The organism is Leptospira interrogans, assembly GCF_900156205.1.
Lineage (GTDB): Bacteria > Spirochaetota > Leptospiria > Leptospirales > Leptospiraceae > Leptospira > Leptospira interrogans.
The window spans coordinates 40,118-60,230 of record NZ_FTNA01000020.1; the positions used below are offsets into that span (position 1 = coordinate 40,118).

The 20,113-nt window shown below is 35.0% G+C and carries 14 protein-coding genes, 1 tRNA gene and 1 pseudogene; 8 read left to right on the top strand and 8 right to left on the bottom strand.

Annotated elements, in window-relative coordinates; translation table 11 throughout:
* Positions 1-283: 283 nt before the first annotated feature.
* Complete coding sequence (locus BW942_RS15185; protein ID WP_000393984.1) at positions 284-772, top strand: GNAT family N-acetyltransferase; 489 nt, start codon at positions 284-286, stop codon at positions 770-772.
* A gap of 98 nt (positions 773-870) precedes the next feature.
* On the top strand, positions 871-1,344 hold the full coding sequence (locus BW942_RS15190) for a hypothetical protein (protein WP_001277632.1): 474 nt from the start codon (positions 871-873) through the stop codon (positions 1,342-1,344).
* An 11-nt stretch (positions 1,345-1,355) separates the two neighbouring features.
* On the opposite strand, the gene clpX is transcribed toward BW942_RS15190, so the two are convergent.
* The 5 genes and pseudogenes from clpX to BW942_RS15215 form a co-directional block, all read right to left on the bottom strand.
* Positions 1,356-2,618, bottom strand: coding sequence for an ATP-dependent Clp protease ATP-binding subunit ClpX (gene clpX / locus BW942_RS15195; RefSeq protein ID WP_001085747.1), 1,263 nt, complete (start codon positions 2,616-2,618; stop codon positions 1,356-1,358).
* A 10-nt stretch (positions 2,619-2,628) separates the two neighbouring features.
* Positions 2,629-3,225 carry an ATP-dependent Clp endopeptidase proteolytic subunit ClpP gene (clpP, locus tag BW942_RS15200; protein WP_000111455.1) on the bottom strand — a complete coding sequence of 199 codons (597 nt, stop codon included), beginning with the start codon at positions 3,223-3,225 and terminating at the stop codon, positions 2,629-2,631.
* Positions 3,222-4,576 (bottom strand): annotated as a pseudogene (gene tig / locus BW942_RS15205) (trigger factor). Before tig ends, clpP begins: the two are co-directional and overlap by 4 nt.
* 34 nt (positions 4,577-4,610) lie before the next feature.
* Positions 4,611-4,682 (bottom strand) — tRNA-Gly (locus tag BW942_RS15210).
* 62 nt (positions 4,683-4,744) lie between these two features.
* On the bottom strand, positions 4,745-5,377 hold the full coding sequence (locus tag BW942_RS15215) for an arylesterase (RefSeq protein ID WP_000458621.1): 633 nt from the start codon (positions 5,375-5,377) through the stop codon (positions 4,745-4,747).
* A gap of 61 nt (positions 5,378-5,438) precedes the next feature.
* On the opposite strand from BW942_RS15215, the gene BW942_RS15220 reads away from it, so the two are divergent.
* The 3 genes from BW942_RS15220 to BW942_RS15230 all read left to right on the top strand — a co-directional run bounded on the left by BW942_RS15220 (position 5,439) and on the right by BW942_RS15230 (position 9,400).
* Entirely contained in the window at positions 5,439-7,181 is a 1,743-nt protein-coding gene (locus BW942_RS15220) for a glycoside hydrolase family 3 protein (RefSeq protein ID WP_000621166.1), read from the top strand.
* The gene (gene hemW, locus BW942_RS15225) at positions 7,178-8,344 is read left to right on the top strand and encodes a radical SAM family heme chaperone HemW (RefSeq protein WP_000582255.1); all 1,167 of its coding nucleotides are present in this window, start codon (positions 7,178-7,180) and stop codon (positions 8,342-8,344) included. The genes BW942_RS15220 and hemW overlap by 4 nt, the downstream gene beginning before the upstream one ends.
* Before the next feature lie 648 nt (positions 8,345-8,992).
* Positions 8,993-9,400 (top strand): acyl-CoA thioesterase, encoded by a 408-nt coding sequence (locus tag BW942_RS15230; protein WP_000633512.1) that lies wholly within the window; start codon positions 8,993-8,995, stop codon positions 9,398-9,400.
* Positions 9,401-10,538: 1,138 nt separating this feature from the next.
* Here the strand turns inward: BW942_RS15230 and ilvN are convergent.
* Together ilvN and ilvB are read right to left on the bottom strand one after the other, a co-directional pair.
* Positions 10,539-11,024 (bottom strand): acetolactate synthase small subunit, encoded by a 486-nt coding sequence (gene ilvN, locus BW942_RS15235; RefSeq protein ID WP_000680555.1) that lies wholly within the window; start codon positions 11,022-11,024, stop codon positions 10,539-10,541.
* A complete protein-coding gene (gene ilvB, locus BW942_RS15240; RefSeq protein ID WP_001272051.1) occupies positions 11,021-12,730 on the bottom strand; it encodes a biosynthetic-type acetolactate synthase large subunit in 1,710 nt (569 codons plus the stop codon). Before ilvB ends, ilvN begins: the two co-directional genes overlap by 4 nt.
* A gap of 429 nt (positions 12,731-13,159) precedes the next feature.
* Here ilvB and BW942_RS15245 point away from each other — a divergent pair, with 429 nt between their 5' ends.
* The 3 genes from BW942_RS15245 (at position 13,160) to BW942_RS15255 (ending at position 17,722) form a co-directional block, all read left to right on the top strand.
* A complete protein-coding gene (locus BW942_RS15245) occupies positions 13,160-14,269 on the top strand; it encodes a tetratricopeptide repeat protein (RefSeq protein WP_000431183.1) in 1,110 nt (369 codons plus the stop codon).
* Between the two features lie 562 nt (positions 14,270-14,831).
* On the top strand, positions 14,832-17,372 hold the full coding sequence (locus BW942_RS15250; protein WP_000999372.1) for a methyl-accepting chemotaxis protein: 2,541 nt from the start codon (positions 14,832-14,834) through the stop codon (positions 17,370-17,372).
* 80 nt (positions 17,373-17,452) lie between these two features.
* Positions 17,453-17,722, top strand: coding sequence for a hypothetical protein (locus tag BW942_RS15255; RefSeq protein WP_000454661.1), 270 nt, complete (start codon positions 17,453-17,455; stop codon positions 17,720-17,722).
* 340 nt (positions 17,723-18,062) lie between these two features.
* Here BW942_RS15255 and BW942_RS15260 read toward each other — a convergent pair whose 3' ends face one another.
* Positions 18,063-20,066, bottom strand: a complete 2,004-nt coding sequence (locus BW942_RS15260) for a helicase (RefSeq protein ID WP_000063951.1) — start codon at positions 20,064-20,066, stop codon at positions 18,063-18,065.
* Positions 20,067-20,113: the final 47 nt, after the last annotated feature.

The window sequence follows — 20,113 nt, forward strand, 5'->3', positions numbered from 1 at the left end:
TCTTACAAATTAAATCGCATTGATTCATATTGAAGTTTAAAACAGATTTTCCCTACTATTCATAACTATATAATAAAGTACCTAACATTTTGTATGGAATCAGCGTTTTGTGATAAAATTAATGGTACTCAATTTTATAGAGATCAGAAATGTCCATGTGGTAGTTTCCACATTTTAAAAATCAATCCGTAAAGTTCAAATCCCAACTTTTTTCAGAAAAACGAATTCATTACGCCGAATTCACGTTAGACTAAAAAATCTTAGAAAGGGAAAGATATTAAACATGGAATTTGAAATTCAACTCTATAATAAGGATCAAATCGAATACGATCGAGAAATCGAAAGTATATTAAAAAAATCATATATTGAGGCAGGATTTACCGATCCGGAAATAGCCGAAAAAATTTTTGTGATCCATGAAATTAAAAAACGCGGAAAAATTCTGGTTGCACTTGCAAATAATACAGCGATCGGATTGATTATAGTCGGAACTTATACAAATCCCTACCGACAAATTGCAGAAATCGACGAAGCGGAAATGCAATTAATAGCTACCTTACCAAAGTTTCGACAACAGGGAGTCGCTTCCAGTCTTTGTAGAACTTTCGAAGTGGAAGCCAAAATACTTGGGTTTCGGAAAGTAGTTCTTTCCACTCAATCCACAATGAAAGCTGCTCACAAACTTTATGAAAAGTTAGGATATTTAAGAAATCCTTCCAGAGATTGGATCCGAAATAATAGACAGTTTTGGGTTTATGAAAAAAACATATAAACCATGATAATTGCCTATTCTTTAAATATTACAGATAACGATAGTTATATGTATGGCTCTCTCGATTATTTGAAATATTACCGAAATTGCATGTTTGTTTGTCTTGTGGTTATAGAAAATCCTTAAACTGGGATAATCCTTTTTTTGAACTTAAAAAACCATTTTTTGACTTTTCATACACTTATGACGGAATTTGTATCGTTTCTCAAAGAGTAATCGATTTTATGTTCAGATTTCAATATGAGAATGATGTTGAATGGGTTAGATTGAAAAATTTTCCGAACTTCTATACCTTTCTATCGCATCGATCGGTCGCATTCGACTCGGATCGAAGACAAACCCGATTCGAAAAACAATGTAAAATTTGCGGTTTTTACGAATCCGTAACAGGGGCTACGCCAGTATTCTTAAAAGGAATCTCAAGTCGGTTAGATCGCGGCTTTTATAGAACCGATTTACAATTTGGCTCCGGCAACGAAAAAAGTCCCATCTTGATTGTGGGACCTAAAACGAAAGAAGAATTGATTTCTAAAAAATTTACCGGAATCACCTTTCAAGAAGTGAACTCTTAAAAAGTAACGAATTAAGCAATCTTAGATTCTTTTTTGAGAATCAAAGTAGGAGCCACTCTGTTTGCAATTACTTCTGCAGTGATGATTACTTCTTCTATATCCTTGCGAGAAGGAATATCAAACATCAAATCCAACATGATATTTTCCACAATGGCGCGCAATCCTCTAGCACCAGATTCCCTTTTGATCGCGAGTTCTGCAATCTTATCGATCGCTTCGTCATGGAAAGTAAGCTTTACGTTTTCGAGTTCTAAAAGACGAGTATATTGTTTGAGAACTGAATTTTTAGGCTCTCGGAAAATTTGTCTCAGCATATCCACATTCAGCTCTTGCAAAGTAGCAACGATTGGAAGTCTTCCAATAAATTCAGGAATTAGACCAAACTTGATTAAATCTTCTGGAATCACTTGTTCCATCAATACGTCTTTGTTTTCCGATTGAATTCTTTGTTCTTCGGAACCAAAACCGATCGTTTTAATTCCCGTTCTGGACTTGATAATATTGGGGAGATCTACAAAAGCGCCGCCTAAAATAAAAAGTATATTTTTGGTATCCACTTGTAAATATTCTTGATGAGGATGTTTTCTTCCACCTTGAGGAGGAACGTTAGCCACAGTTCCCTCGATGATTTTTAAAAGCGCTTGTTGTACACCTTCTCCACTCACGTCTCTCGTAATAGACGCACTATCCGATTTACGCGCTATCTTATCTACTTCGTCTATGTATATAATACCGACTTCTGCTTTTTTAATATCGTTGTCCGCGTTTTGAATCAACTTGAGAATGATGTTTTCTACGTCCTCTCCTACGTAACCTGCTTCCGTAAGTGCAGTCGCGTCCACGATCGCAAACGGAACCTTGATAATTCTTGCAAGAGTTTGAGCCAAAAGAGTTTTACCACTTCCAGTCGGTCCAATCAATAGAATATTCGATTTTTCGATTTCTACGTCTGATTTCTTTTCTTTGAGATTCACTCTTTTGTAATGGTTGTAAACTGCTACAGAAAGTGCCTTTTTTGCGTGATCTTGTCCAATTACATATTGATCCAAAATGGACTTGATGTCGGCTGGACTTGGAACCTCACTAAAAACTTCAGACTTTTCGTGAGAATGTTCATGGTCTTCTGCAATAATTTCGTTACAAAGAGAAATACACTCGTCGCAGATATAAACACCCGGTCCAGCGACTAAACGTTTTACCGCGTCCTGTTCCTTTCCGCAAAAAGAGCAGAATAGTTTTTGTTTACCGTTGTTTCCCGGTGTTTTCTTAGCCAAGTGAAACTCCTTATTCAGTTTGTTTACGATCGATCTGAATTACAGTATCAATGATTCCGTAATTTTTCGCTTCATCTGCTGTCATGTAAAAATTTCTTTCTGTATCTTTTTGAATTTGTTCCACAGTTTTACCTGTGTGTTTATGATAGATAGAATTAAGAATTTCTTTCAGCTTGAGTACCTCTCTCGCCTGAATCTCAATATCACTCGCCTGACCAGTAGCTCCACCCATAGGCTGATGCATCATGATTCTTGCATTTGGCAATGCAGAACGTTTTCCAGCCGCCCCTCCCGCAAGAAGTAACGCCGCCATAGAAGAAGCCTGACCTAAACAAAGAGTTCTTACATCCGGTTTAATATACTGCATCGTGTCATAAATTGCAAGACCAGAAGAAACATATCCGCCCGGAGAATTAAGATAAAGATAAATATCTCTTTCTGGATTTTCGGCTTCTAAAAACAACAATTGAGCTGTAATGACATTTGCATAATCGTCGTTGATTGCATTCCCTAAAAATATGATTCTATCTTTTAAAAGTCGGGAAAATATATCATACGATCTTTCCCCTCTACTCGTTTGTTCGATCACATACGGGATTACGCTCATGCTTTCACTTCTTCCTTTTGGTTGAGATAATCTTTTATCTGCCCAATGTTCAATTTGTCAGTATATTTCTTTTCTACAAGATCAAAGAGTATATTATCTATCTTTTTTGCGAAAAAATTCTCCCGATATTGTTCCATGAGTTTTCCTTTTTCCAGTTCTTTTTTAAGATCGGACAGAGAAATTTGATAACTTGACGCAAGTTTTTCTAAATCCGCATCAAAATCTTGCTCAGAATAAGAAATATTCTCTATCTCTGCAATTTTTTGACGTGTAAAATAATGTTTGAGACGAGTTTCGGCCAATTTTTGAAAGGATTCTTGGACTTCCTTTAAATCCTTTTGAACCATATTAGCATATTTTTCCATCGTCATATGAGGAAGTTTGAATTCATGGATCATATTGTGAAATACGTGTTCTGATTCTTCCCTAAGATAAGATTCGGGAAAAACATATTTGGAATCGTCTATAATTTCTTTATAAATCTCGTCTAACTTTTTGTTTTTAACTCTGTCTTCAAAACCTTCTTTTAAATTTTTACGAATTTTATCTTTAAGAACATTTAAAGATTCAGAACCGTCAAATTCAGATGCAAGATCATCATCCACGGCTGGAAGTATATTCGCATAAAGAGCTTTAATCGTAACGGAATATTCAAACGTCTTCCCTGCAACTTCGTTTTGAGAATAATCTTCTGGAAACGTATGGACAAAATCCTTTTTCTCTCCAGATTTCATTCCATAAAGATTTTCATCAAAACCTTTCAAATTGTTTTCGTGACCTAAGTGATAGTCGTTAGATGTATTCCCAGAATTTTTAGATTCCTGACCTTTTTCGCAAACCGTATATTCCATATCGATAATATCTCCGGCGACGGCAGCCTGGCCTTCTTCCTTCAACTGTTTACGAGCGAGATTTTTACGAACCTTTTCGACCTCTTCAGAAACGTCCAAATCAGAAACGGAAACTTCCGGAAGTTTGATTTTTATTTTTTTGTATTTTCCCAAAGTAATTTCTGGATTAGTTTCATAAATCGCGGTAGCGATCAGATTTTTGCCTGGTTGATAATCTTGAATTTCAAATTTAGGAAATCGAATCATTGGATGTTCCAACTTCGAAAGAATGGAAGTCATTCCATCTACGATCAAAGTATTGATCGCATCACTGGCTACACTATCGCCTAAATGACGTTTGACCATGTTAAGAGGAGCCTTTCCTGGACGAAAGCCTGGAATTTTTACATTTTTTTGTTTTTCCTCATACGTTTTATCAAAAGCTTTTTCTATGTCAGAAGCTTCGAATGTAAGTTTAATATCAACGGTAGCGTTAGAATTTTTTTTGTTTTATAATCCATGAATCGACCTGGGGAAGGGTGATATAAAAGAAAAAGCGGGAAACGGGATTCGAACCCGCGACCCCCTCCTTGGCAAGGAGGTGCTCTACCACTGAGCTATTCCCGCGATCATTTAGGTAGATCCATCATTTCTAGGAAAAGTAAGGTGTAAACACACTTTTTGGAGAATCATTTACTCTTCAAAATTTTTTGAAAAAATGGAATTAGATTTTTAGCAAGAATACGATGTCCTTCTGCAGTCGGATGAATTCCATCTTTCTGATTTAAATTTTTGATTCCTGCAACCCCATCTAAAAAGAAAGGAACTAAAATTAAATTTTCTTCTTTTGCAATTTTAGGAAACACGGCTTCGAATTTTTTTCTATATTCTTTTCCTAAATTTGGAAATGTCTTCATACCCAAAAGAAGAATCTTTGCTTTCGAATTTTTCTTTCTCACTTTAGAGATGATCTCTTTTAAATTTTTTTCGGTTTGATCGGGAGAAATTCCTCTCATGGAATCGTTGGCCCCTAACTCCAAAACAAACAGATCAAAATCGGATGACATCGCCCAGTTCAAACGAGCAAGTCCTCCAGAACTTGTATCCCCGCTTACACCCGCGTTGATCGTTTGAGAAACAATTCCTTTTTTAGAAAGTTCTTTTTCTAAAAGTGCAGGAAATGCCTCCTCGGGAGAATTAAGACCAAAACCTGCAGTGAGACTATCTCCGAAAAATAGAATTCGAACCGTTTTAGAATCTGAATGAATGGAAGTAAAAAAGAAACAACTGAAAATAAAAATCATTATCTTGAAACAAAACATAACACCTCTACTCCCGGAATTTGTTTTTACAGAATTTCCGGTTTTCTTATTCTGTCAAACTATGATCCGACGTTTTCTTTTCGTGTCCTTACTTCTTTTGGGTTTTCTAACCATACTCTATTACGTAAGCTCTTATCAACAAGATCTACAAGCAAACAGCTTGGACGGTTATTTAGAATTCCAAGCCAAAGAAATCGTAAACAAGATGAGCCCGGAAGAATTGTCGGGACAAGTAATTCATGTGTCGATTCCTGGCAAAACCTTAGATCAAACCGCAGAGAAAGAAATCGAAGAGATTCTACCTGGGGGAATTATTCTTTTTGGAATCAATTTAGGCACAAAAGAAGAAATCTCAAATCTGAATTTAGAATTACAAAAAAAGAGTATAGAATTTTCTAAATTGCCTCTTTTGATTTCAGTAGATCAAGAAGGAGGAAGAGTTTTACGTGTGAGAGACGGAGTCACTCAGTTTCCAGGTGCGATGGCTCTTGGCCAAACCAAAAACTCTGACTACGCGTATAAAGTAGGTTTTGTAACTTCTTATCAACTTAGAAAACTTGGACTGAATTTTGTTTTTGCTCCAGACTTAGATATCAACAACAATCCAGATAATCCAGTGATTAACACTCGTTCTATGGGGAGTACTCCTGAAATGGTTTCTATCGCAGGAATTGGATACGAAAAAGGAGCAAGAATCGGCGGAGCCATTCCTACAATCAAACATTTCCCAGGTCACGGAGACACAAACGTAGACAGTCATTTAGGACTTCCAAAAATTGATAAGACCTTAGAAGAATTGGAAAAAATGGAACTGATTCCATTTCAGGAATCGATCCAACAAGGTGCAGAAGTTGTTATGAGCGCTCATATCGTATATCCTAAGTTAGATCCTGATTTTCCTGCTACACTTTCCTCTAAAATTCTCAAAGGTATTTTAAGGGAAAGAATGGGATTCAAAGGTGTGGTCATCACAGACGCAATGGAAATGGATGCAATTGATAAACATTATAAAGATAAGAATCCCGGGGTACTCGCTATATTAGCAGGAGCTGATATACTACTCATGACTAGTTGGGGAAAAACCACCAGAGATATGAAAAATCAAATTTTGACTGCATACAAAAATGGAATTTTTCAAAAAGGAGAAAGAGATCTTTTAAAAGAAGCGGTATACAGACAAATTTTATTAAAACTCAAACACGGAATTATATATGAATTTTCTTCTAAAAAATCAGAATCAAAGGAAAAACTATCCGATTTAGAAATCAAAGAAATCGACTTCTTTCAAAATCAAATTGCACAAAGAGAAAAAAAATTTTTAGAAATATTTTCCTCTAATTTAAACGCAGAAATTTCCAGAGCTTCGATCGTTTCTTTTCCTTCTCTATTTGATCCGAATTCTGTCAAAACAGAAGAGACGATATTTTCAGTGCGCGGAAAAGAATTTGAAACTGCTTTAGAAGAAAAGAATATTCCAAATGTAAATTACTCAAAAATTCCTGTACTTGTAAAACAAAATAAGTTCAAACGAATTGTAGCGGTTACGTTCAGCCAGCTGGAATTGGATCTCGTAGCAAAACTTGCAAAACGTCATTCCAACTTGGAAGTAGTTGCACTTCATTACGGAAGTCCGTTTCTAAAATTGAATACTCTTCCCAACCTTAAAATTTTATTTTCTTTTTCCCCTACGTTAGAATCTAAAAAAGCTCTTTTGTATTCTGTATTAGAAAGAAAATCTACAATTCCGGTTGTAGATCTGATTTTAAAAGGTGAAAACGAAAAAACCGCGTCCCAACAGCCATGATACACTATTCCGGAAATCCGATTTCTAAGGTCGGACGCCCCGGAATTTACATACACTATCCTTATTGCATTCAAAAATGTGAATATTGTGATTTTTATTCTGTAGGAAACGGTAAAAATCAGATCCCGGACGAAACCGGACTTTTTCAAAGATACAAAGAAGAAATCGCGACAAGAATTTCGGATAATCCTTTCATTTCTGACTTAGAATTTGATACCATTTTTTTTGGAGGGGGCACACCTTCCAGAGCAGAAGTTTCTAAAATTTCAGATTTAATCTTTTTTTTGCGAAATAACATTAAATTTTCAAAATATTCAGAAATAACTATGGAATGTAATCCGGAAGATATTACTCCAGATTTTTTAAAGTCTATCGAACAAGCTGGAATCAACCGTATATCTGTGGGAATTCAAAGTTTTCACCCGGAAAAACTTCAATTTTTAGGAAGATACTACGATCCGGATCGTTATGAAAACGTTTTAGAAACTGTGAAAAACTCGGGGATTTCCAATTTTTCTGCAGACTTAATCTATGGAATTCCGGGTCAAACAGTTCAGGAAATCTTACAAGACATTCAAAAGGTTTTGTCCGCGGGAGGAAAACATATCAGCCTCTACGCACTCACGGTGGAAAAAGGAACAGAATATTCCAGAAAGGTAATAGATAAAATCTCTCCAAGTCCAGAAGAAGAAATTCAAGAAAAAATTTTAAAACTTTTACCTGACTTACTTTCACCCTATGAATTATTTCAGTACGAAGTCAGTAATTTTTCTAAACCTGGTTTTTTTTCCAAACACAACCTCAAATACTGGACGATGGAATATTATCTGGGAATCGGACCGGGAGCACATGGGTTTCTTCCTTCGGGAAGATATTCCAATCCTAGAAACGTGGATACTTATAAAAGAAAGAACTTTTCTAAAGAATATACAAAGCCAAATTTCTATGAAGAGTTAATTTTATCTTTATTTCGTTTATTCCAACCGATTTTGATGGAAAGTTTTTATGAGCTAATTCCAGATCAAAGTCAAACTTTAGATCTGCAGTTAAAAAAATTTCAAGAATCAGGGCTCTGTGAGTTTTCAAATGGAATCTTTCAATGGAAACCAGAAGCAGTTTTATTTTTAGATTCTAAAATTTTAGAATTAACTTCTTTTGATTAAATCTATTTTATAATTTCTTGTGAGTATTTTTCATTTAACGTGAGTTCGGCGTTAGGAATCCATAGTTCATTTTTCTAAAAAAGTTTGATCTCAATTCCTAAAATGTGGGAACTACTGCAAATCACGATTTTACGAACAAATTCTAAAAATATAGGAACTATTGCTTTTAGAAAATTCTTTCTCGTTTTCTTACGTCGAGTTTACGTTATTTAGTCCAAGAAACTAAATCTCTATTTTTATCCTTTGAATTGCAAAATGTAAGTTTTCAGTGATTTTACACACAGACCTTGTAAAAACAGTTTAAAAAAGTTACGGCATAAACAACAGATGCTGTATTTTTAGATAAAATTCTATTAAAATAAACTGGTTCAAACAATAAAATTTACCAATAAAAGTAAATTTGACCTATTTTCAATCTTTAAGCATATCTGAGTAATATTCAAAAATAATTGTATACAATTTTCAATATATATCAGATTCATAATTAAACTTGTATAACGCATAGGAAAATGGATTTCACATCATTTTGTATCCAAACTATCTATATTCGACCCAAACTCTCCGAAAAAAACCCATTGAGCAATTTTAGAAGCAAATTTACGACGCTATTCTTTTTATTCCAACAGTTAGAGAAAAAGGGAAATAAGGATGATAACAACGAATACAAAAATACATTACTTTGAAATTTGCGTTGAAAACTATCATTGTGACGAGTACAAAAACCTAAATTTAGAAAATGTACAACTCTTTTTGAACGAAGCCAGAAAACAAGCTCTCAGAGAAATCGAATTGAATTCTCAAAACTTAGACCTCACTCATATAGAACCAATTGTACTTTGGTCGGAAAGTGATTACAGAGGTCAGATCCATTTTCCGGATTCAATTTTAGTCCAAACCGAATTTAGGACCATTACAAACGCTCGTTACAAAATCATTCAGAAACTGATCCGAAAATCGGACAGTAGAGTTGTTTGTAATTCAAACTCATTTTGTATTCTTTTTGATTCCAATCGAAATAGACCTTGGAAACAATCCGTTTCTTTAAGAGCGGTTTAAAATTCATTCCAAGATTTTAAGATCAATCCGATTTACTGATAAAACAAGATCTTTTTGAAAATGTAGGAACTACTACATTTCTTAGAGAGAACACTTTATAAATCGTAATCGGACAACAGACTACCACATGAACGTCTACGCAGGTTTTAAAACAACGTGAATTTAGCGTTAGAGAATGAGTAAAAATTTTCTAAAAGTATGAGTTCCACATAATTTTACAGACAAACCTAGGTTTTGTGGTAGTTCCCACATTGAAATCAATCTATAAAGTTCAGATTCCAACCTTTTTCAGAATCGTGGATTCCTTACGTCGAACTCACATTTTGTCATTATAACGTGAGTTGAACTGACGTAAGAAAATTTGGGTGAATAAAAACTTAAGTACACGACTCACTAAACTCAATAAAACGCTTTCTATGGATCGCGTTTTGGGCCATCGTAGTAACTCGCGAATTTCATAGCTAAAGATAGTGACTGCGCGCTTACTCTAATTCCTTCGGAATTTCCGCTTCAATCGCTTTCGAATTACCAAACTTATATTATTATAATTTCTGTATGAGTTCCCACATTTTTGTGAAATTAAAGCGATTTACTTCTATTACCTCTCAAAGTAACTAAAGCATCTCGCGCCTCTACATCACCAACCCCACAAGTTGAATAGGATTTTAGAATCAAAATGAACTCAACAGAACGGGCTTTCTATGGATCGCCGTTCTGGGCTCAAAAAGGCACATTTTTCAAGTGTTCCGACAAGAATGAATCTTTTTACTTGCAAAAAGTATGTTTTTCTGATAAAGAAAACCCTTCCACCTCCTCCCCACCCAAAAATAGGAAAAACTCAACACAACGCTTTCCTATGGGTCGCGTTGGAAAACTCAACACAACGCTTTCCTATGGGTCGCGTTGGAAAACTCAACACAACGCTTTCCTATGGGTCGCGTTGTGGGGCAGGAACTAAGTTTTACAGAAGATTTTGTCGTAATTCCGACGATAGATCTTGAGATCCAATTATTTGTGGGGTTGGTTATGGCGCTATGGTCGCTCGACAGGATTTAAGACAGACTCTTGATCTGATACTTTAAAGCCATATCAAATATATTTTCTAATTTCTAGATTTGATATGGCTTACAACTTTAATTTAAGATCCAACACTTCTGTATCGAATCGCGATTTGTCCTGTACGAACAATTTCTTCGATCCCATATTTGGACATAATTTCTACGATCGCATTCACTTTGCGGGAATTTCCCGAATATTCTATCGTTAAAGAAGAATGTGTTAAGTCCGCTATTTTTGCTTCAAAGACCTCACATACAGAAAGAATTTCCGCTCTAGTCGTCTCGGTTAATTTTACTACAAGTAAAACTAATTCTCTACTTACACAATCGTGATACGCAAGATCTTCCACTTCTAAAACATCTGGAAGTTTCAAAAGCTGTCTTTTGACTTGATCCACCGTAGCTTCGTCTCCTTTAACTACGATCACCATACTTGAAATCTCTGGATTTACGGTAACACCTACCGCAATCGAATCTATATTATAACTTCTGCGAGTAAATAGTCCGGATACATGACTCATAACTCCAGGATGATTGTTTACCAGAATTTTTAGAATATGTTTCATACTTTTTTTAATCCGGCCAAATCCTTAAATTCGATCATTTCCTTTTGAGACTTTCCCGCCGGTATCATCGGAAATACTTTTTCTTCCGCCGGTATCATTACTTCTAAAAATGCAGCTCCATCGTCTTTTGTAAAAAATTCAATCGCTTTATCTATTTCCGACTTATTTGAAATTTTCATCGCTGGAATAGAATACGCTTCCGCGAGTTTCACAAAATCAGGATTAAAATTCCACTCGGACTCTGAAAACCTTTCCTCATAAAATAATTCCTGCCACTGACGAACCATTCCTAAAAAGTTATTATTGAATACTAAAATTTTTACTCCCAATTTGTTCGCTACAATAGTTGCTAATTCTTGAATATTCATCTGAATCGATCCGTCACCCGAAATACAGATGGTAGTTTTATCTGGTCTTCCAAATTTCGCTCCAATCGCTGCGGGAAGTCCGTAACCCATTGTTCCTAATCCTCCGGAAGTAAGCCAATTATTTGGTTCATCCATAAGATAATATTGAGCAGCCCACATCTGATGTTGTCCTACATCCGTGGAAACAATCGCTTTGCCTTGTGTTTTTTTATAAAGACGTTCTAAAAAGTCCTGCGGTTTAATTTCATTTCCAGAATTGTCAAAATCTAAAGGATGTTCTTTTTTCAAATTTTGAAGATGAGTCAACCATTCCTTACGTTCTTGTTTTTTTACAAACGGTAAAATGGCACTTAACGCGTCTTTTAAATCTCCGTGTAAAAGATAATCCACCTGAATTCGCTTATTAAACTCCGCCGTGTCTATATCAATATGTGCTCGAACCGCTCCTTCCGCAAATTCTCCTATTTTTGCAACCCGGTCGTCAAATCTAGCTCCTAAATTAAGTATATAATCACATTCTAATACTGCTTTATTTGCAGTGGCGGTTCCGTGCATTCCCAACATTCCAATACTCAAAGGATGAGTTCCTGGAAAAGCCCCAAGCCCCATCAGAGTTGTTGTAACCGGAATTCCTCCTTTCGTAGCTAATTCTAAAATTTCTTTGGAAGCGCCTGCGTTAATTGCACCCCCACCTACATATAAAAGAGGTTTTTGAGATCGATTGATCGCTTCCGCAAATTCTTCTAAATTTCCACTAACCGCTGGTTTTTTATAATGATGAGGAGCAATTTTTAATCGGGAAGACTTTCTGACATTAGTCAGCTCCGTTTGTACGTCCTTAGGAAAATCCAATAAAACCGGTCCAGGACGACCGCCTAACGCAATTAAGGTGGCCTCTTCAAAATGTCTTGCTATATCGTCTGCCGATTTTATCAGAGCATTGTATTTTGTGATCGGTATGGTAATTCCGAAAATATCCGCTTCTTGAAAAGCGTCTGTCCCTATCGCATTCGTAGCGACCTGTCCCGTAATGGCTAAAATCGGAACCGAATCCATTTTTGCGTCAGTAATTCCGGTAACTAGATTAGTTGCTCCCGGTCCAGACGTTGCAATACAAACTCCCAATTTTCCAGTCGCTCTTGCATATCCTTCGGCCATATGAACCGCACCTTGTTCGTGTCTTACCAAGATATGTTTAATTTTTTTACTCTTATAAATTTCATCATAAAAGGGAAGAATGGCTCCGCCGGGGTATCCAAAAACGACGTCCACTCCGTATTCTTCCAGAAGTTCCACCATCAATCTGGCACCGGTTACTCTTCTTGATTCTGCGGACATGATGATTCTCCCCCTTAACGTCCATAAAGATAGCAGAAAGGCTACTGTCAAGAGGAACCGTATTTTCAAATCCTCAGCCCTTTTTCAGAAAAATGTGGTTTTAGATCGTTTTAAAAACTTTAAAAATGAATGAATCTTTTAAAATCAAATTCATACAAAACGTCGTTTGTAGAATGAACTTTACTCTTCATCTATTGAATCAAAAAACTTTTATGAAAACGGAAGTAGAAATTTTTTTCCAAAATCCAATAGACAAAATGGACTAGTTCTCGATTGAAATCACTTTTTATTTTGAGAGTAGAACCATACGTTCTTATTTTCTTTACAGAATATTTAAGCTCAAAAGAATATTCAATCAATCTAGTGCGTCAAAAATAATAATGCGAATTCTAAATTTGGAAGAAAACAAACTTTAAAAGAGAGAATCAAATGGAAAATCCTAACGTGGAAAAAGAAGAAGAGGATAAACAATTTGCCGTTATCAAAGGACTCGCTAAAGAAGCGTACAAACTTTTAGACTCACACCAGTTTCCAAAAGCAGAAGCGAAGTTGAAAGAACTTCTAGAAAAAGATCCACACAATACTTATGGCTTAGTAGGAATGGGCGATCTGTTTTTTAAGAAAAAAGACTATAAGAATGCGATAGAATATTATCATAAATGTATCCAAGAAGATCCTTCTAATAAATTTTCTCTCATGGGATTAATGAACTGTTATCGCGAAATGAATCTTCTTTCCAGAGTAATCGAAGTAGCAGAAGAATACAGACATATCACCATCACAGACGCTTCGATTTTAAGTCGAGTTGCAGACGCACATAGAAAATTAAAGAATTTTAAAGAATCAGAAATTTATTATATGCAAGCTTTACAGATCAATCCTAAAGATCAGTATGTGATCGTAGGTTTAGGACATCTCTATTTTGCCTGCCAGAAATATAAAGACGCAATTCATTGGTGGGAAAAATTACTTCTGATTCAACCAGACAACATTAAAATTCTTACTGAGATAGGAAATTCGTATCGTAAAATCAAAGACTACGACGAAGCAATCCAGTATTACCATAGGGCTGCGGAATTAGATCGAAAAAACTTTTTCGCGTTATACGGTCTTGCAGAAAGTTATCGAGGTAAAAAAGATTTCCACAAGGCAAATCAATATTGGGAAAGAATTCTAGAATTTGATCCAGATAACAAACTCATTATTAACCGTTATGCGGATAGCTTAAGGGGTATGGGCGAGTTCGATAAAGCGCTGGAATGTTTTAACAAGATTTTAGCAGAAGGAGAAGATTATTTTGCACTTCTTGGAAAAGCTTCTTCTCTCAAATTAATTGGTAAAAAAGATAAAGCAGAAGAAATTTATTTAGACCTACATAAAAAATTTCCTATGGATCCAAGACCCCTTTTAGAACTTTCGGATCTACACGTTGAAATGGGTAAACCTACGGAAGCAATTCGACTATTAGAAGATTTTCAGAAAAAACAACCTCTGAACGAAGAAATCAAACATAAACTTGAAAACATTCGAGGTGAATAACATTCCTTTCTTTTAAAAAGTATAGGAACTAAAAATATCTTTTTAGAATTTTTGCCTATTCTAAGACCATTATTCTTAATTCTACAAAACAAAACTCATATCACTTGTGGGTTTTGAAAATTAAAATCGAATTTTAATTTCCATATCCATTGTCTTAAATTGCCAATACCATTTATTATCTTTTTTGCAAATACCACACCACTCAAGCAATCCATAAACAGAGGATTAAAAACGAAAATTAATTCTACTACATTAGAGTTGTTAAAAAAATAAATACTCCGTCTATTTCTGTTTTATGAAAACGGTCTATGGAAGCAGTTTTGTTAAACTGAACTTTCAAAAATCCTATTCTACTTTTCATATATAACTATTACCTAATTCTTTTTTAAGAAATTTAAAATCAGAAAAGCATTCCTCATATTCTATCCCTCAAGAAATATTTTCTATAAACGACAACTAACGTTCATTTTATCTAATATTTTTCGCTTTGTCCTTGTATTAATTAAAGTAAATCTATAAACTTATACAACACACATAACGTATACTTTTCGGAACAAAAATCATGAACGACAACATTACAAATTCGATTCGTAAATTCATTCTTCATTTTATTTTAGTAACCGAAGTAGTTGGATTTACTCTTACGATAGGTATAGCCATTGTATTTTTTACTACATTTTTAGAAATGGATTCAGATCAACTTAAGATTGCAATTCGTATCACTTTGACCACTGCAGTTTTTACTCTAATGTTCGCAATTTTTTCGGATACTTGTAGATTAAGGCCCATCCATAAATATCTTTTTATGTTAGAAAAAGGAATCACAGATAAACAGATCTCACTCAATGCACAGAAATCGATATTTCGGATTCCTTTTTTTCATTCCATAGACATTGGCCTTAGGATATTAGTCACCGCTTTCGTAGTGATTTATCTACTCAGCCAATTTATAATTTTAGAAACGGCGGATTACTACAATCTGGGATCTCTTACTCTCATTATGTGCCTTCTTGTAGGGGTATATACTTTTTTTGCTTCAGAACAACTAACTTTCAATCTAATCAAATCGGGGGTGTTCGACCACATTAATATTTCCTCTTTGACTAAGGTTCGCCTAACCCGCTCTCTTACGATAACCTTTATTTTTATTGTTTTCGTTCTTGCGATCACTGTTTCGGGTCTAGTTTTTAAACTCAACTATTCCGGAATCAGAAAATCTTATTTCAATCAAATGAACAATATGAACGAAACCCTCAGCATTTTCACAGAATCCATTTTCGAAGAGGTTCGGTCAGACTCTGAAAAACTTAAAAGTGATCCTTTTTTTATTTCTTTAATTAAAAATTATAAAAAAGACGAAATTCAGAATTTTTTGAAAACACTTTTAGAACGTTCTCCAAAATATGAATCCATTTCGCTTATCAAACCGGAAAACCAATCTTGGAAAATTATAGCGGGAACCGAAACTCTAAGTCAAAATACAGATTTTATTTTAAAGGACTTTCAACTTCCTTCGGAAAACGTAGTTTTAGAAACAATTTCTAAACATAAAACTTTCTTTATCAAACCCACCTCTTCCCCTATTTCTGAAACCCCAGTTCTTTTAATTTTGGAAACAATTTTTGAAAACTCGAACCTTTTCATTGTGTATTCTCTTAAAATAACAGACCTTACCCAAAAAATCATCGGTTCGATTCAAATCGGGAAATCTGGTCATATAGGTTTTATGGATCGTGAAGAAACAGTAATTAATCATATTAATTCTTCATTATATTTAAAAAAATTAAAAAACATTCCTTTTTACGAACAAATTAAAAATTATAATTATGACGTTCCAATTCGGTTTCTTTCTGACGGAAAATATAGATATATGATTTTCCATAAAAATAAAAAATATGATTTTATTACGTTTACTTCGATCGAAAACGAAGAGATCGCAGGAGAAGCGATCATTTGTGTTTACGTTATGACCGGAATTTCTTTTTTCGGTCTTTCTTTTATTGGAATTCTGATCTATCTGATTCTTAGAAAAAGGATTCGCCCTTTGGAAGAAAGTAGGAAAGTTTTAGAATCTATGACGGGAGGAGATCTCACCAAAGGACTCCAAGTTTTTTCAATGGATGAAATCGGAGAGATGAGTGTTTCGATCAATCTATTCAATAAAAAAATAAAAAAGATCTTAAACAAAATTATTACCGCATCCGAAAATCTTGCAGGGTCTTCGGATGAGATGTCTAGGGCTCTAAATTTTATCTCTGCAAACACTCAGAACCAAGCGGCCTCTTCGGAAGAAATTTCCTCTTCGATCGAAGAAATAGTCGCCGGTATGAACGGAGTAGAAATCCAAACCAACGAGCAAGTCTCCTTGTTGAATCAACTCGCTTCTGATATGAATCAATTTTCAGATTCGATTCATAAAATTTCGCATAACATGGAAAAGACGATGTCCGAAGTGGAAAGAATTACGGAAGAAGCAAAAAAAGGAGGAAATTCTTTGGAACTGACCAATCATTCGATCACCAAGATCAGTAATAGTTCTGAGGATATTTCAGGGGTTATAGAAATCATCAATACGATTTCGGAACAGATTCATCTTCTGGCGTTGAATGCAGCGATTGAAGCCGCAAGAGCTGGCAACGCGGGTAGAGGTTTTGCTGTCGTGGCCGATGAAATTTCTAAACTAGCAGATAAGACCACAAACAGTATTAAAGATATTGAACGTATTATTAAAAATAATGAAACTGAAATTGGAGCCGGGATTCAAAATATCACGGATACGGTCAACGTTATTACTGGTATCATAGAAGGGATTTCCGAAATCAATCACCAGATGAAGGTAGTAAATCAATTTATGGAAAATCAACTTTCCAAAAACGATCAGATGAATCTCACCACAAAAGAAGTCAAAGATAGGGCTGACGTAATTCAAATTTCGGTTCAAGAACAGAAAAACGCGATTGAAGAAATTTCGAAAACGACCGCTACAATCAACGAACTCAATCAATCCTCCGCAGCCTCTTCCGAGGAACTTAGCTCCAATTCGATAGGTTTAGCAAAATTAGCCGAAGATTTAAAACACGAAGTAGTATTTTTTAAACTTTAGTTCTAAGGATGGTTAACTTAAAGTATTTAAAAAGCACAAGAAACCCTTGATTTTTCCGCCCTCCGTTTTACTCTGCGCTTATGGAATGGGAAAAAGTACTCAGGGACTCAGTAAAAGACAATAAGATCAAGGAGCTACATCTTAGAAAAGTCCCCACTCTCAAAACCTGCGACGATTGGAGTAAAGTCCGAGAGATAGGTCTTATCGATCATAAAACTAAGTACGCGCATTACAAAGGAGGGTTGGTTAAGTATGGAGACGCCCTCTTTTTTGTTACGGACGAAAGACTTCAAGCTATAGCGCCGTATCGTAAATGGGAATTCAAATCTAAAATCAAAGTAGAAGAATAATCTTATTTTAGAATCTAGTGAATAAAATAAAAAGTAATTTTTCTCAGATTTAAAATCAAAAATTTTCTAAACAATTTTTGAAAAAGTTTTTTCAAAAACAAAAGATTAACGTTTAGTATATCGCATATTTCTAATATTTTAGAATTTTAATTCTCTAAACTTAACGATCAAATACAAACAACTCAGTTTTTAAGATTTCGGATAGAAATTGATCTAAACATTAGAAAACGGAATTTTTGATCAAGTACGAATTATAAATCGATCGGATCGGTTTTTTTAAAATTTTGGTTCTTGTAGGATTTTATGAAAATGTTAGGACGATAGATTTTAAATCAAAGGATCAGCGAGTTAAATTTACAATTAAATTTAGTTTTTCAGAAACGGTAATGACGTCTTGAACTCGGTTTTTATCTACAAGTATGGCTGTTGGGCCAATTTCATCCAAAACAATTTTTTTCCCTTTGATCTGTCCTAAAAGCAATTCCATCGTGTTCTGATCCTTTGTTCGAACCAGAACACAGTCTTCGGTAATTTCTACTACTGGAAGATTTCCACCCCAATCCTCTAATAAAAAGAGTAAGTTTTGAGCAAGATCAGCTTTACTAGAGCTTTTTAAGAAATCTATAAACTCTACTGGTTTATATCCTAAAAGAATTCCCAACTGAAAAGCTTCCTTAGTCAAAACGAAAGTATAAACTCGATCATAATCCTTGAGTTCGGTAAAAGCTTTTAAAAGATGCAGACCATAAATCGATACACGATCCGGAAAGGCGATGATCGTAAAATCCGGATTGATCGTAATTCCACCCTTCTCCGTTTTATGAGAAAGTTCTCCTGTTTGAAAGAAATATTCCCCTAACTTAGAAAGAGAAAGAAATCGATTTGGATATTCTACTTCTAAAAGACCAAACAAATGCAGATAAAAAATCACACTCATAATTTCCTTACGTAGTTCCGCAAGGTCAGACTGAAAATTTTTAGTTCTAAATCCGGGGGAAAGAATCAGATGTTCCCGAATGATATTGGAAAAAATTACGGATAGATGAATTCGTTTGGCCTTAATAATCAGACTCACACATTTGTCTAAGATAGGTTTATCATAAAATGGCATTTCGGTCGCGGTAAAAACCTCCGCGGGAACAACCCGTTTCATCCGAGCTTCGTTCACTTCATGTACAACGAGTTTCATAATTTCGAAAATATCCTTTCCGTTAAACTCGTTCATTTCTTCTCTGAGTACTATATTTTCTCCCTTAATATCCACTATATTCAGAAGTTTTAATACTGGAAGAATTAGTTCCATTTGATAGATCTGGCTTTTTTCTGGAAAAATTCCTATATCAGGATTGAGAAGTTCTTGCTCCGTTCTTTTATGATCCGCCTGTTTTACCTTTCCGGATTTTGCAAGAACCAATCCTTTACGGCTGATGTAAGATATGAGTTTTTTTGTATTGAGAAAAAAATCTAGATCGTTGGTTGCTAGTTTTTCAGTTCTCTGTTTTGTTCCTTTTTTTACAGAAGGTAAAATAGGATGTGTCTGAACGTATTTTAAAATTTCATCCGGAATTACGAACACTCGAACGAATTTTTCGTCCACAAAACAAACATCCACTACAAGACCTTTGGCAATCAGAGCAGGTACAATCTGTTCGTATTTTCCTCGACTGGTAACAACGTAACTGCGTATATCTTCCGCTTCGGAAACACCACCGCTTAAATAAACTCTCACCAAGGTATCCCTTTCCAATTCGGAAAGTGATTGAAGATTTAGATCGATCCCTTCTTCGGAAGAAGCAAGAACATAAAACTTCTTCATTCCATCCAATTGTTTGGGAGCTTTAACAACCGTTTTCCACTCATCGGAAATTTCGGTTGTCTTTTTTCGATCCAAATATTTCTCCAAAGAGATCTTATACTTATCTCCCTTTAGATTTTGTTCGAGAGGAACCAGACCGGCAATTTCTTCAAACGCATGATATTTATCTAAATTATTAGTAAGACGTTCTCTATTTTTTCTCTGATATACGAGATGATATTTTCGTAAAAGGTTCAATTCCATCTCTACGTTGATCGGAGGGATATTTACCTTTCTAGAAATTTCCCCTAGAGTCAGTACATTCTTATTTTTAAGAATACTTGAATAAATTGTAACCTGTAATTGAGTAAGTTTTTCAAGAACTCCCTTTAGATAAAAATCGTTTTGAAAAATTTCGTAGAGATAAGCTACGTTTTTATTTTTTTCTTTATAAGGAAGTTTTGTAAGATTCCAAAGAGCAGCGACTTTCTTCAGGTCGTTCTGTTCCAGTTTATCGAGTTCCTGAAGTAATACTGAATCGTTACTCATAAGAGGAGATACGCCGAGACGGAGTATTTTATGTAGCCATAATCAGA

Bases quoted from the DNA above. Each gene is read 5' to 3' on its own strand.
- BW942_RS15185 (WP_000393984.1), top strand. From the start codon at position 284: ATGGAATTTGAAATTCAACTCTATAATAAGGATCAAATCGAATACGAT.
- clpP (WP_000111455.1), bottom strand. From the start codon at position 3,225: ATGAGCGTAATCCCGTATGTGATCGAACAAACGAGTAGAGGGGAAAGA.
- BW942_RS15215 (WP_000458621.1), bottom strand. From the start codon at position 5,377: ATGTTTTGTTTCAAGATAATGATTTTTATTTTCAGTTGTTTCTTTTTT.
- BW942_RS15220 (WP_000621166.1), top strand. From the start codon at position 5,439: ATGATCCGACGTTTTCTTTTCGTGTCCTTACTTCTTTTGGGTTTTCTA.
- hemW (WP_000582255.1), top strand. From the start codon at position 7,178: ATGATACACTATTCCGGAAATCCGATTTCTAAGGTCGGACGCCCCGGA.
- BW942_RS15230 (WP_000633512.1), top strand. From the start codon at position 8,993: ATGATAACAACGAATACAAAAATACATTACTTTGAAATTTGCGTTGAA.
- ilvN (WP_000680555.1), bottom strand. From the start codon at position 11,024: ATGAAACATATTCTAAAAATTCTGGTAAACAATCATCCTGGAGTTATG.
- ilvB (WP_001272051.1), bottom strand. From the start codon at position 12,730: ATGTCCGCAGAATCAAGAAGAGTAACCGGTGCCAGATTGATGGTGGAA.
- BW942_RS15245 (WP_000431183.1), top strand. From the start codon at position 13,160: ATGGAAAATCCTAACGTGGAAAAAGAAGAAGAGGATAAACAATTTGCC.
- BW942_RS15250 (WP_000999372.1), top strand. From the start codon at position 14,832: ATGAACGACAACATTACAAATTCGATTCGTAAATTCATTCTTCATTTT.
- BW942_RS15255 (WP_000454661.1), top strand. From the start codon at position 17,453: ATGGAATGGGAAAAAGTACTCAGGGACTCAGTAAAAGACAATAAGATC.
- BW942_RS15260 (WP_000063951.1), bottom strand. From the start codon at position 20,066: ATGAGTAACGATTCAGTATTACTTCAGGAACTCGATAAACTGGAACAG.